The 11,903-nt window shown below is 63.0% G+C and carries 11 protein-coding genes and 2 pseudogenes; 8 read left to right on the top strand and 5 right to left on the bottom strand.

All coding sequences use genetic code 11. From position 1 onward, the window contains the following. Nucleotides 1-48 precede the first annotated feature (48 nt). Both X727_RS137545 and X727_RS137550 read right to left on the bottom strand, forming a co-directional pair. A complete protein-coding gene (locus tag X727_RS137545) occupies nucleotides 49-1,029 on the bottom strand; it encodes an alpha/beta fold hydrolase (RefSeq protein ID WP_023835255.1) in 981 nt (326 codons plus the stop codon). Nucleotides 1,030-1,099: 70 nt separating this feature from the next. Then, a complete protein-coding gene (locus tag X727_RS137550; RefSeq protein ID WP_023672784.1) occupies nucleotides 1,100-1,921 on the bottom strand; it encodes an SDR family oxidoreductase in 822 nt (273 codons plus the stop codon). Between the two features lie 323 nt (nucleotides 1,922-2,244). On the opposite strand from X727_RS137550, the gene X727_RS137555 reads away from it, so the two are divergent. The 6 genes and pseudogenes from X727_RS137555 to X727_RS137575 all read left to right on the top strand — a co-directional run bounded on the left by X727_RS137555 (nucleotide 2,245) and on the right by X727_RS137575 (nucleotide 6,264). Next, nucleotides 2,245-3,279, top strand: a complete 1,035-nt coding sequence (locus X727_RS137555) for a cysteine synthase A (RefSeq protein WP_023672785.1) — start codon at nucleotides 2,245-2,247, stop codon at nucleotides 3,277-3,279. Further along, on the top strand, nucleotides 3,279-4,022 hold the full coding sequence (locus X727_RS137560) for an alanyl-tRNA editing protein (RefSeq protein WP_023745027.1): 744 nt from the start codon (nucleotides 3,279-3,281) through the stop codon (nucleotides 4,020-4,022). Before X727_RS137555 ends, X727_RS137560 begins: the two co-directional genes overlap by 1 nt. Nucleotides 4,023-4,117: 95 nt before the next feature. After that, nucleotides 4,118-4,969, top strand: coding sequence for a 3-mercaptopyruvate sulfurtransferase (gene sseA, locus X727_RS137565; RefSeq protein ID WP_023691267.1), 852 nt, complete (start codon nucleotides 4,118-4,120; stop codon nucleotides 4,967-4,969). A 5-nt stretch (nucleotides 4,970-4,974) separates the two neighbouring features. Next, nucleotides 4,975-5,538, top strand: coding sequence for a GNAT family N-acetyltransferase (locus tag X727_RS137570; RefSeq protein WP_023682574.1), 564 nt, complete (start codon nucleotides 4,975-4,977; stop codon nucleotides 5,536-5,538). Between the two features lie 31 nt (nucleotides 5,539-5,569). Then, nucleotides 5,570-5,662: pseudogene (locus tag X727_RS1000000169255) on the top strand (OmpA family protein); the annotation flags it as partial. A 134-nt stretch (nucleotides 5,663-5,796) separates the two neighbouring features. Then, nucleotides 5,797-6,264, top strand: a complete 468-nt coding sequence (locus X727_RS137575) for a DUF1203 domain-containing protein (RefSeq protein WP_023745030.1) — start codon at nucleotides 5,797-5,799, stop codon at nucleotides 6,262-6,264. Between the two features lie 387 nt (nucleotides 6,265-6,651). Here X727_RS137575 and X727_RS137580 read toward each other — a convergent pair whose 3' ends face one another. Beyond that, entirely contained in the window at nucleotides 6,652-7,785 is a 1,134-nt protein-coding gene (locus X727_RS137580; RefSeq protein WP_155923624.1) for an outer membrane beta-barrel protein, read from the bottom strand. A 274-nt stretch (nucleotides 7,786-8,059) separates the two neighbouring features. Next, nucleotides 8,060-9,099: pseudogene (locus X727_RS01000000165150) on the bottom strand (alanine dehydrogenase). A gap of 155 nt (nucleotides 9,100-9,254) precedes the next feature. On the opposite strand from X727_RS01000000165150, the gene X727_RS137585 reads away from it, so the two are divergent. Continuing rightward, on the top strand, nucleotides 9,255-9,728 hold the full coding sequence (locus X727_RS137585; RefSeq protein WP_023668897.1) for an Lrp/AsnC family transcriptional regulator: 474 nt from the start codon (nucleotides 9,255-9,257) through the stop codon (nucleotides 9,726-9,728). On the opposite strand, the gene X727_RS137590 is transcribed toward X727_RS137585, so the two are convergent. Next, nucleotides 9,725-10,390 carry a 5-formyltetrahydrofolate cyclo-ligase gene (locus X727_RS137590; RefSeq protein WP_023691270.1) on the bottom strand — a complete coding sequence of 222 codons (666 nt, stop codon included), beginning with the start codon at nucleotides 10,388-10,390 and terminating at the stop codon, nucleotides 9,725-9,727. The genes X727_RS137585 and X727_RS137590 overlap by 4 nt on opposite strands. Nucleotides 10,391-10,567: 177 nt before the next feature. Here X727_RS137590 and X727_RS137595 point away from each other — a divergent pair, with 177 nt between their 5' ends. Then, nucleotides 10,568-11,833 carry an NAD(P)/FAD-dependent oxidoreductase gene (locus tag X727_RS137595; protein ID WP_023668902.1) on the top strand — a complete coding sequence of 422 codons (1,266 nt, stop codon included), beginning with the start codon at nucleotides 10,568-10,570 and terminating at the stop codon, nucleotides 11,831-11,833. Nucleotides 11,834-11,903 lie beyond the last annotated feature (70 nt).

The following is an 11,903-nucleotide window of genomic DNA, read 5'->3' as shown; positions in this document are numbered from 1 at the left end:
ATTGAATATGAGGACGGCCGGGGCAATGCTTCGGCCGTCCTTTTTCGTTTAGGGCTGCCCGGTAGTTGCCTGAACCCACACGACGATCCGCTGCGCCAGGAATGCCGTGGTCGAGGGCGACAGCGCGTCGCCGGCAATGACGTGGTTGTCGGGATCGCCATTGTCGTCGACGGGCACCAGTTCATGCGGTGCGCCCCAGCGGCCGGCGATTTCGCGGGTGCGATCCTGGCGCACCACCTTGTCGGAATCCGAGAAGATGAACAGCGCCGGTATGGTTGCCTTCTCCACAGGCGCTGCGTAGGCAAGGTTGGTCAGCGCCGCCATCGGTAGCACGGCCGCCATTGGATAGGTGTGCGTCCAGAGTTTCTCGTGCAGCGCGTTGCGGGTCGTAAAGCTGCGCTCCTTGCCGCCGACGAACTCGGCGATCTGCCTGCCCCAGGGCATGGTCAGCAGCTCGGCGCCTGCAGCCCTGACGCCGAAATTCGGCGAGATGAATGCGATTGCAGCGACGCCGTCCGATGCGCCAGGCTCAGTCGCCGCCCATGCCGCCAGCGATCCACCGGTCGAGGTGCCGATGACGATCACCTTGTCGCCGATGGCCCGGCCGATGGCGAGCGCCTCCTCATAGTCGTTGATCCAGGCATTGACGCTGCCTTGCGCCATAGCAGCGCCGTCCTGACCATGACCGGTGAGGCGGGTGTAGAAAAGGTTGGCGTCGAGTTGGTCGGCGACCTCGTCGGCCAGCGGGCGAACCTCGCCCTTCGATGCCGAAAAGCCATGGATATAGACGATCGCCAATGCCGTCCTGGCGTGAACCATCGGATCGGCCCAGATGATTTCTTTCTCGAGCGCGTCGCGGACGTTGGGAACGGTAGCCTCTTCACGCGCGATATACGCTTGCGGATCGTCGCCGATCACCTTGGGGTCGAAGCTGATTGTTGTGTCGACGGGAACGCGCGGACCAAGCAGGAGGGCCAGGACAAGGATGATGACGACGCCCAGCACCGCAAGCACGATCCGTCGCCCCATCTCAGACACCACAACAATTCTAAAGCCTATGGCGGCCGGTGCAGTCAGGCAACAGCCGGGCTGTGGACAGCTATTCGTTCGGCGGCTTGCGGTCGAAATTCAGCGGCCGCCCTGTCCAGCGGGTCGCCGTGCTGATGAACCACCGGCAGACTGGCCTTGGCAGCAGTGCCAGCAGCTTCAGCCCCCAGCTCAGCCGGTGAGGGAAGGTAACCTCGAAGCCGCCATGCTCGATGCCGCGCAGCATGCGGCGCGAGGCGCGGTTGACCGGCATCAGTCCCGGCATTGGCAGCATGTTTTTTTCGGTCAGCGGGGTGTCGATGAAGCCCGGATTCATCACCTGGATCCGGACATTCATCTTGTCGAAATCGTATTTCAGCGACTCGGCCAGGATGTTGATCGCCGCCTTCGAGCCGCCATAGGCCGCCGTGGTCGGCCAGCCGAAATAGGCTGTGACCGATCCGACAAGCACGATATGGCCGCGCGCACGGATGCGCATGCGCTCCATGAGCGGGACGAGGCCATTGATGATACCGAAATAGTTGACCTCGAAGGTCTGGCGAAAGTCGCGGACCCTGAGGTCTTCGCCGGGCGTGGCGATGTAGTTGCCGGCGTTGAAGACGGCGAGCACGATCGGCCCGAGCTCCTTTTCAATCGCCGCCACCGTGCTTGCCATGCGCGGCTCATCGGTGACGTCGCAAGGGTAGGCCACGACACGTCCCGGCATCTGCGCCGTCTCGACGATGAGCGCGTCGAGTGGGTCGCCGTCGAGTGCGGTGACCGCGACGACAAAGCCCTTTGCCGCGAGGTCCTTTGCCAGCGCACGGCCGATGCCGCTGCTGCCGCCGGTTATCCAGGCGACGCCGTGCTTCGGGTTGGCCCGGTAAAGTGTCATTCTGCGCCCTGCCGATCTGTCATTAGTGCTCTAGCGGTGAAAAAATCGAATGAAAAGAGCGCTTTTCCGTACTGGTTGAAATGATCGTCATCGCGCGATGTCCGGCCGCGGGAGATTGCAGTGCCCGAAATGCGCCCAGCGTCGGATGATGGCAGATCGAACAGACCTGCCATCATCCGACTCTGAATCAAGGGAATAGAGTTGATGTCGGCCGAAAACCGCTCACACTTTTCGGCATCATGCTCTGGACCAGGCGAATTCTTACCTTGAAACGCAAGCTTCGGGTTTCTAGGGTCTCGCCGCAGCTACATAAGGAATCCCGGATGCCCCGTTCTGTGATCGAAGCGATCGGCAACACGCCCCTGATCCGCCTCAACAAGGCCTCGGAGCAGACCGGCTGCGAGATCCTGGGCAAGGCCGAGTTCATGAACCCCGGCCAGTCGGTCAAGGATCGCGCCGGCCTGTTCATAATCCGCGACGCCGAACAGCGCGGGCTGTTGAAGCCGGGCGGGGTCATCGTCGAAGGCACGGCCGGCAATACCGGCATCGGCCTGACGCTGGTTGCCAAGGCGCTGGGCTATCGCACAGTGATCGTCATTCCCGACACCCAGAGCCAGGAAAAGAAGGACACGATCAAGCTGCTTGGCGCCGAGCTGATCGAAGTGCCGGCGGTGCCTTACAAGAACCCCAACAACTACGTGAAACTGTCCGGGCGGCTAGCCGAGCAGATGGCGAGGTCGGAGCCGAACGGCGCGATCTGGGCCAACCAGTTCGACAACGTTGCCAATCGCGACGGCCATATCCGCACCACGGCGGAAGAAATCTGGACGCAGACCGGCGGCAAGGTCGACGGTTTCGTCTCGGCGGTGGGTTCGGGCGGAACGCTGGCCGGCGTCGCCTTCGGGCTGAAGGCCAGGAGCAGCAACGTCAAGATCGCGCTCGCCGATCCGCTGGGTGCGGCGCTCTATTCCTTCTACACGAGTGGCGAATTGAAGTCCGACGGCAGCTCGATCACCGAAGGGATAGGGCAGGGGCGCATCACGGCAAATCTCGATGGGTTCACGCCGGACTTCTCGTTCCAGGTGCCGGACGAGGAAGCGCTGCCGATCGTCTTCGACCTGATCCAGGAAGAAGGCCTGTGCGTCGGCGGTTCGACCGGCATCAACATTGCCGGCGCGATACGGCTGGCGCGCGAGCTTGGCCCCGGCCACACCATCGTGACTATCCTTGCCGACTATGGCACGCGCTACCAGTCGAAGCTGTTCAACCCGGAATTCCTGCGCGAGAAGAACCTGCCGGTGCCGGGCTGGATGGATGAGCGCAGCACAATTCCGGTGCCGTATGAGAAGGTCGCCTGATGGCGCACAGAACAGAAGCGCTGTTTCGCGACGACGCCTATCTCAGAGCGGCCGACGCCACTGTTGTCGCCATCAACGAGCGCGGCGGCATCATTCTCGACCGGACCATCTTCTATGCCACATCGGGCGGCCAGCCTGGCGATACCGGAACATTAGAGCGCGCCGACGGCAGCCGCATCGCCATTGCCGCCACCATCACCGGCGAGACCAAGGACGAGATCATCCATGTGCCGGCGCCGGAGCAGCCGGCACCCGAGGTCGGCGAGCGGGTGAAACTCGCCATCGACTGGGAGCGGCGGCATCTCCTGATGCGCATGCACGCAGCTTGCCATTTGCTCACCGTCGTCTGTCCGTTTCCGATTACCGGTGCTGCGGTTTCCGAAGATGACAGCCGCGTCGACTTCGACGCTCCCGATGCCGGCTTCACCAGGGAAGACGTCACCGCCGGGCTGATGGAACTGGTGCGAGCCGATCATCCGATCTTCATCAGGCTGATCACCGACGAGGAACTGGCAGCCAATCCTGGCCTGGTGAAATCCAAGACTGTCCGGCCGCCCGCCGGCACCGGCAAGATCCGCCTGGTCTGCATCGGCGACAACGCTTCGATCGACAGCCAGCCCTGCGGCGGCACCCATGTCAAAAGCACCGGCGAAGTCGGTGAAATCCATATCGGCAAGATCGAGAAGAAGGGCCGCGAAAACCGGCGTTTTCGCATTCGCTTCGGACCAATGCCGGTAGCTTGAACGAACCATGATCCCGAAAAGTGGAAGCTGGTTTTCGGGGAAGATCATGGTCAACAGGAAGCAATGCTTCGCCAAGGCGGAGCAGGAGAAGAACAATGGCCGATGACAGCCCTTTCACCGTCGATGCGGACTGGTTGCAGAGCCGTCTTGGCGAGCCCGGCCTGACGATCGTCGATGCATCCTGGTATCTGCCGGCGCAGAAGCGCGATGCGCGCGCCGAGTATGAGGCTGCGCATATTCCGGGTGCGCGATTCTTCGATCATGATGCGGCCTCCGATCCTGATGCCAAGCTGCCGCACACGCTGCCCTCGCCACAGCATTTCGCGCAATATGTAGGCGCCATGGGAATTTCGGCCGACGACACCATTGTCGTCTATGACGGTCCGGGTTTCTTCTCGGCGCCGCGCGCCTGGTGGATGTTCCGCGTCATGGGCGTGTTCCAGGTCTATGTGCTCGACGGCGGCTTCGACCGCTGGAAGGCGGCGGGCCGGCCGGTGACGGCGGAGCCGACCAAGATCGCGCCGAATGTGTTTCATGCCGATTTCGATGCCGCTCGCGTCGCCAGCCTTGCCGACATGCGCCGCATCGTCGAGACTGGCGAGAGCCAGATTGCGGACGCCCGAGGCGCGGGCCGCTTCACCGGCGCCGAGCCAGAGCCCCGCGCGGGTGTTCGCTCCGGCCACATGCCCGGCGCGCACAATTTGCCTTATTCGGCGCTGTCACAGGATGGCGCGCTGTTGTCGAAGGACCAGTTGCGCAAGGCCGTTGAGGATGCCGGTATCGATCTGTCGAAACCGGTCGTCACCTCTTGCGGTTCCGGCATCACGGCGGCTGTCGTCACTCTGGCGCTGGAGACGCTCGGCCACACCGACAACCGCCTTTATGACGGCTCATGGACGGAATGGGGCGGGCTGGCAGACACGCCCGTGGTGACGGGCAAGGAATGATGGCAATGGAAAATGGCGCGCTGGACGACATCGAGGTTACGGTCACGTTTCTGGAAATGCATGTGCCGCCGGCCTATTCGCCGCCCTTGCCCTACAACAGGCAGATCGCGCTGCTCAGGACCAAGGACATTCCGCTGCATTTCTACCGCTATCTGATGGATCGGGTCGGGCGCAAATGGCACTGGGTCAATGTGCTGAGGCTGGACGATGACGAGCTTGCCGCCGGGATCCACCGCGAGGACCGCGACATCCGGGTGCTTTATCTTGACGGCGCGCCAGCCGGGTTCTTCGACCTCAAGCCGCATCTGCCGGAAGAGGTCGAGCTCGCTTATTTCGGTATGATGGAACATGCGACCGGGCAAGGCATCGGCCGTTGGTTCCTCGGTGCGGCGATTGCCGCAGCATGGTCGTATGGGCCGAAACGGGTAACGGTGCAGACCTGCACGCTCGACCATCCGGCTGCCTTGCCGCTCTACCAGAAGCTCGGTTTTGCGCCGGTGGCGCAAAAGAAGGAGACCGTGCATCCGCTGTCGTTCGCCGAGCGCTCGGCCAGCGTCATGCGGCCGTGACTTTCTCCGACTGAAGGCCGAACCGACCGTTCATGGCGAGGAATTCCTGCTCGTGCCGACCCAGGACGAGAACTGGCGCAGGCGCCGGGTGACGCTGCGCCGCTTCGACGATTTCATCCGCTGAGCCGGCGCGGGACCTGCCCAATGCCGAAGCAGTCCGGCCTGAGACTGGCCGGGCTGCTGACAGTTGACAGGAATCGGGTGGGAAGCACCTCGGCGGGGGCATAATTTCCGGTCAACCACACCGGAGATTTAGCCATGACCGTCCAGTTCAAAGCCTTGCCGACAGAAGATGTGAGAGCGCTGCAGCGCGGCGGGCCGGACGCCTACGGGCAAACGCCGGAGCGGAAGGTTTCAGATGGCGACGGGGTGCCGTGCCGGCATTGCCTGAGAAACGTCGCCGAAGGCGATGGCTATCTGATCATGGCCTATCGGCCATTTCCGGCGTTGCAGCCTTACGCCGAGACAGGACCGATCTTCCTGCATGCGCAGGAATGCGAACGCGCAGCCGAGACGGAAGCGCTTCCAGAGATGCTTGAGAGCAGCGGCTATATCGTGCGCGGCTATGGTGCGGATGACCGCATCGTCTATGGCAGCGGCGGCGTCATTCCGACTGGCGGCATTGCGGCGCGGGCAGAGACGCTGTTTGAGCGCGCTGACATCGCCTATGTCCACGTCCGCTCGGCGCGCAACAATTGTTATCAGTGCCGCATCGAGCGTTTCTGACAAAAAGATGCCCGCCGGTGGTCTGGCGGGCAGTTGGGAACCGTGTGACGGCACGAGCCGTCAAGTTGGCATCCCTGTCTGCACATGTTTTTCGAATGGCTGATGTGAAGCACTTCACACAAGCGCCGCGATTGTCGCCGGCCTGGTGGCGCGCCGACTGCCGGTGAACTGTCGCACTCCCGTCGCATTCGTCCATTAAAAGACGAGTGTCGATGGGTTTGCCGACCGCGGATGAACCGGCGGCGATCTCGACAACGAGGAAGCGGGGCTTTGGCTCCGCTTTTTTGTTGTCCGCCAGCCTGTTCAATGCCGGCGCCAGGAATTTTGCGCAAAGAAAAAGCCCGCCGGAATTGACCGACGGGCCTTTGCCGTGTGTGTGTGCGGCGTTTAGTTGAATTTATACTTCGCGCCGACGCGAACGGTCTGGAAGGAAGGCTCGTCGGTGAGGAAGCCGTCCGACCCGAAATCCTCTTTCTCATACTGCGAATAGCGGTATTCGAGACCAAGCGTCATGTTGCTGGAAACGGCCGTTTCCAGGCCGCCACCGACCGAGAAGCCGCTCGAGCCCCAGTCGACGATGTCGCCAACGGGCGAGGAGGCATGCAGGTCGAAATGCTGCCAGCTGTAACCGCCGAGGACATAGGCCAGCGTCGATTCGTTGACCTTGGCGCCGATGCGGGCCAGGGCATCGAAGCCATAGTCGGTATCGCCCTTGATCGACCCACCCGGAATGTCCAGCTTCGAGCGTATGCCGGAATAGCGGGCGTCGACCAGAACGCCGGCGACCCAGCCGCCGAAATCATGGTCGTAACCGATGCTCGCCTCGCCGAACACGCCTTCGCCGCNATGAATCGCATTTTCAAGACCGCCATCCTGGGCGCCGAAGCGGTAGTTGGCCGCGATGTGGAAGGTGTGGCTGGATGGCTCGACATCCAGAGAGGTTCCCGGGCCGCCAATAATGCCGAGGTCAGCCACCGAGTCGTCGCCATAGTTGGCGTAGCGGTACTCGGTCTTAATCGTCCAGTTGCCGCGCAGCACGGTTTCCATGCCAACGCCGACGACATAGCCGCCACGGTTCTCCGTGAAATCGAGACCGTCGGCAAAGCCCGAACCCTCGAGCTTGAAATGGTTCCAGGTGTAGCCGCCGAGCACATAGCCGAGCGTATCGGGGTTCAAGAGATAGCCGGCGCGCAAGCCGACGTCGAAGCCATAAGCGTTCGTCAGGTCGATATCAGCGCCCGGAAGGCTGATCGACGGACCGATATTCCCGATGTTGGCGTCGATGAAGCCACCGAGCAGGAAGCGCTCGGAGACCATATAGTCGTAGCCGGCGGTAATTTCGCCAAACACGCCGTTGCCGCCGATCCCGTTGAAGTCGATCACCGGGTCGACGCTGATGCGATGCACGGTGGCGCCGAAGCCGCCGCCGATGCCGACATAGGCGCCGCTCCAGTTGAAACCGGCAGGTTCTTCCACCGGCTGCACAACATCGGCGGCATGCGCTACCGATATCAAAGCCATTGCCGAAACGGCCCCGAGAAGAACGGATTTAGCAGAGATGAACATTTTAGCCCCTTAGCATAAGAACAAACCCGTCCGTGTTCTAACAGGACGCTCGCCAATATTGGAATGACAAAAATGCCACATCGGCAGGCAAAAGCACCGCCAAGCCGGGCCGTTTCGCCGTGATGTTGCCTTAGAGCCCGCAATTTGTGAGCACGCGGCCAATAAAAAACCCGCCGGCGCAACCGGCGGGTGAGGGAGGCAGAACTGCTTGAGTCGATTAAGGCGTCTGTCAGGCAGCCAGAACCACTTTCGGTTCGACCAGCTCATAGCCGAGTGCTTCGGCGACGGCGCGATTGGTGATCTTGCCCCTGTGGACATTGAGGCCGTTGCGCAAATGGTGGTCGTCGACCAGCGCTTTCAGGCCCTTGTCGGCCAGCTGCAGGCCATAATGCAGCGTCGCGTTGTTGAGCGCGTGCGCCGAGGTCACCGGCACGGCGCCCGGCATGTTGGCGACGCAGTAATGGATCACGCCGTCGACCTCATAGGTCGGCTCGGCATGGGTGGTGGCGTGCGAAGTCTCGAAGCAGCCGCCCTGGTCGATAGCGACGTCGACCAGCACCGAGCCCTTCTTCATGCCCGACAGCATTTCGCGAGTGACCAGCTTGGGTGCAGCAGCACCCGGGATGAGCACGGCGCCGACGACGATGTCGGCCGAGAAGCATTCTTCCTCAAGCGCCTCGACTGTGGAGTAGCGGGTGTGGACGCGGCCGGTAAAGAGGTCGTCCAGCTGGCGCAGGCGCGGGATCGAGCGGTCGATGATGGTGACGTCGGCGCCGAGGCCGACCGCCATGCGGGCGGCATGCAGGCCGACGACGCCGCCGCCGAGCATGGCCGCGCCGGCAAGCTGCGTTTTGCGCTTCCGGTCCGGGTCCCGATCGGAAGAGCGGCGTGNCCGCCGCGGTCGTCGGTTACGGTCTCATAGGCGATTGCGGTGACGCCGGACGCGAGCAGGCCCTTGGTCTGCTCCGGATCCGGGGCCAGGTGCAGATAGGTGTAGAGGATCTGGCCCTCGCGCAGCTGCGCCCATTCGTTGGGCTGCGGCTCCTTGACCTTGACGATCATGTCGGACTTGGCGAACACGTCGGCGGCGGTCCTGGCGATGGTGGCGCCGGCGGCGCGGTAGGCATTGTCATCGGCGCCGATGCCGGCGCCGGCGCCGCTTTCGACCAGCACTTCATGGCCATGCGCGACATATTCGCGGACGGAGCCCGGCGTCAGGCCGACTCGGTATTCGTGGTTCTTGATTTCCTTGGGGCAGCCGACGCGCATAGTCTTCTCCTGATCCGGCCCTTCGGGCTCGTTCCCTGTATCAACCGAGTGAACCACGAATCGTTGCGCAGGTGTTTGCGAATGCGCTTGCGCGAGGTGACGTGTTTCGATAATCGTTGCGCGAAATTGCATAATTTTCGCAGGAATCACTGTAAATGCCGCTCGACAGGATCGATATCGCCATTCTCGAGGCACTGCAGAAGGATGGCCGCATACCCAATGCGGCGCTCGCTGAAAGGGTCGGCCTGTCGCAGTCGGCCTGTTCGCGCCGGCTCGACAATCTGGAGAAATCCGGCACCATCCGCGGCTATCATGCCCGGCTTTCGAATGCCGCGCTCGGCCACCAGATGACGGCGATCGTGCACATATCGCTGTCGGGGCAGTTCGAAAAGACGCTGTCGGATTTCGAGGCGGCGATCAAGCGCTGCCCGAATGTGCTGTCGTGCCACCTGATGTCGGGCGAATACGACTACATCCTGCGCATCGCCGCCAAGGACCTGGTCGACTATGAGCGCATCCACAAGGAGTGGCTGTCGGCGATGCCGCATGTGACCAAGATCAACTCATCGTTCGCCTTGCGCGAGATCGTCGACCGGACCGCCATGGGCATGAAGCCGGAACTGGCCTAGCCCTGAGCAGCCTCGGTCACCAGCCGGTCCATCGGGATGTCGTGCGGCTGCGGGTAGATGGTGGCTATGCGCTGCAGTTCGTAGCCGACGCCGATGACCAATGGCTTGAACGGCATGGCAGCCAGCGTGCGGTCGAAGAAGCCACCGCCATAGCCCAGGCGGTAGTTTCGCGGGTCGATGCCGACGATCGGCGAGATGACGATGTCGGGCAGCACCGGCTCGCCTTCGGCCGGGATCGGGATGTTCCAGATGCCTTTTTCCAGCCGGTCGCCGGGCACATAAGCGCGGAAGATCAGCGGCTGGCCTTTCTCGATCACGATGGGCAGCGCCGTGCGGCCGCCGCGTTCGTTGATCGACGCCATCCACGGCCGCAGGTCCGGCTCGCCGCGAAACGGCCAATAGAGGCTGACCATGCGGCCGGCAATGTCGCCGATTGCCGCGTCGAGCCCTTCGGCGATAGCCCGCGACATCGCCACCCGCGCATCGGCGGAAACCGCCAACCGTGCCGCGATCAGACGCTCGCGCTCGGCCTTGCGCCAACGGCGCACATCGGTCCAGTCGGTCAATGGCGCGCGAAATTCCGGATCGAGTTCGTGCATGAAGCAAGGCGGCGAAGAATATTGCCCCCGCCCTTTGCCATCTTTGTCATCGTCGTTGGCCATGCTTCACTCCCGTGGTTCCAGCCTGCAAGGCTATACCCGTCCATGCTTGCCGACATAGGCATTCGCGACATCCGGCGACGAGTCCTGGGCAGCCTTAAGCGGCAATCTAGCTCGCCGCGACATTGTTGCGGTGCACAAAAATCGCTAGATAGAGGGAGACAAACAGGGGTGAATGCGATGAGTGAAACCAGCCATCATGTCGTTGTCGTCGGCGCAGGGTTCGGCGGTCTCGAACTCACGCGGGCGCTGGCCGGCGCACCCGTGCGCATCACCATGATCGACAAGCGCAACCATCACCTTTTCCAGCCGCTGCTCTACCAGGTGGCGACCACCTCGCTGGCGACCTCGGAAGTTGCCTGGCCGATCCGTCATCTGCTGCGCAAGCGCGAGGACGTGACGACGCTGCTCGGCAACGTCACCGGCGTCGACCGTCCAGGCAAACGCGTGCTGCTTGAGGACGGCAGTTCTGTTCCCTACGACACGCTGGTGCTCGCCACCGGCGCGCGTCATGCTTATTTCGGCCACGACGAATGGGAGCCTTTCGCGCCCGGGCTGAAGACGCTTGAAGACGCAACCACCATTCGGCGGCGCATCCTGCTCGCCTTCGAGCAGGCCGAGCGCGAGACCGATCCGGCCAAGCGCCAGGCACTGCTGACACTGGTCATCGTCGGCGGCGGCCCGACCGGCGTGGAGCTTGCCGGCACCATTGTCGAACTCGCGCATGAAACGCTGCGCGGCGAATTCCGCAACATCGACACGCGTGAGGCGCGTGTGGTGCTGGTCGAGGCCGGAGACAGGATCCTAGCCAATTTCGCGCCAAAGCTGTCCGACTATGCGCGCAAGGCGCTGGAGCGGCGGGGCGTCACGGTCGAGCTTGGCCGCGCCGTCACGCGCCTCGATGCCGAAGGCGTCGTCTTTGGCGATACGCATCTGCCGGCGCGAACCATCCTGTGGGCCGCCGGCGTGGCGGCTTCACCCGCGGGAGAGTGGCTGGGCGCGCCGGTGGACCGGGCGGGCAGGGTAATGGTCGAGCCCGATCTGACCGTGCCGAACAGTCCTGAAATCTTCGTCATCGGCGACACCGCGCATGTCTTGCGGCCGGACGGCAAACCGGTGCCCGGCGTGGCGCCCTCGGCCAAGCAGGAGGGCAAGCATGTCGCCGCGACGATCAGGGCGCGGCTGGCCGGCGATGGCGCGCCGCGGCCTTTCCGCTACAAACATGCCGGCGACCTGGCGACGATCGGCAAGTGGGCAGCCGCGATCGATTTCGGCTCGATCAAGCTCACGGGATGGCTTGCCTGGTGGCTGTGGGGCGTGGCGCATATCTACTTCCTGATCGGTTTCCGCAACCGGCTCTCGGTGTCGCTTAGCTGGCTATGGATCTATTTCACCGGCCAGCGCAGCGCGCGGCTGATCACCCAGGGCGACGATGACAAGGGCTGAGGTTCTCAACCGCGGCCAAGGATATTCATCCAGCCGTCACCTTTTGCTGATCGACTGACTTCCCGATGGA

The sequence above is a fragment of the Mesorhizobium sp. L103C105A0 genome, assembly GCF_000502215.1.
Classification (GTDB): domain Bacteria; phylum Pseudomonadota; class Alphaproteobacteria; order Rhizobiales; family Rhizobiaceae; genus Mesorhizobium.
The sequence above is the reverse complement of the archived record's forward strand: the minus strand, read 5'-3'. Positions and strand labels throughout refer to the sequence as shown.

Coding starts and splice junctions, on each gene's coding strand:
- X727_RS137545 (WP_023835255.1), bottom strand. CDS start 1,029: ATGGGGCGACGGATCGTGCTTGCGGTGCTGGGCGTCGTCATCATCCTT.
- X727_RS137550 (WP_023672784.1), bottom strand. CDS start 1,921: ATGACACTTTACCGGGCCAACCCGAAGCACGGCGTCGCCTGGATAACC.
- X727_RS137555 (WP_023672785.1), top strand. CDS start 2,245: ATGCCCCGTTCTGTGATCGAAGCGATCGGCAACACGCCCCTGATCCGC.
- X727_RS137560 (WP_023745027.1), top strand. CDS start 3,279: ATGGCGCACAGAACAGAAGCGCTGTTTCGCGACGACGCCTATCTCAGA.
- sseA (WP_023691267.1), top strand. CDS start 4,118: ATGGCCGATGACAGCCCTTTCACCGTCGATGCGGACTGGTTGCAGAGC.
- X727_RS137570 (WP_023682574.1), top strand. CDS start 4,975: ATGGAAAATGGCGCGCTGGACGACATCGAGGTTACGGTCACGTTTCTG.
- X727_RS137575 (WP_023745030.1), top strand. CDS start 5,797: ATGACCGTCCAGTTCAAAGCCTTGCCGACAGAAGATGTGAGAGCGCTG.
- X727_RS137585 (WP_023668897.1), top strand. CDS start 9,255: ATGCCGCTCGACAGGATCGATATCGCCATTCTCGAGGCACTGCAGAAG.
- X727_RS137590 (WP_023691270.1), bottom strand. CDS start 10,390: ATGGCCAACGACGATGACAAAGATGGCAAAGGGCGGGGGCAATATTCT.
- X727_RS137595 (WP_023668902.1), top strand. CDS start 10,568: ATGAGTGAAACCAGCCATCATGTCGTTGTCGTCGGCGCAGGGTTCGGC.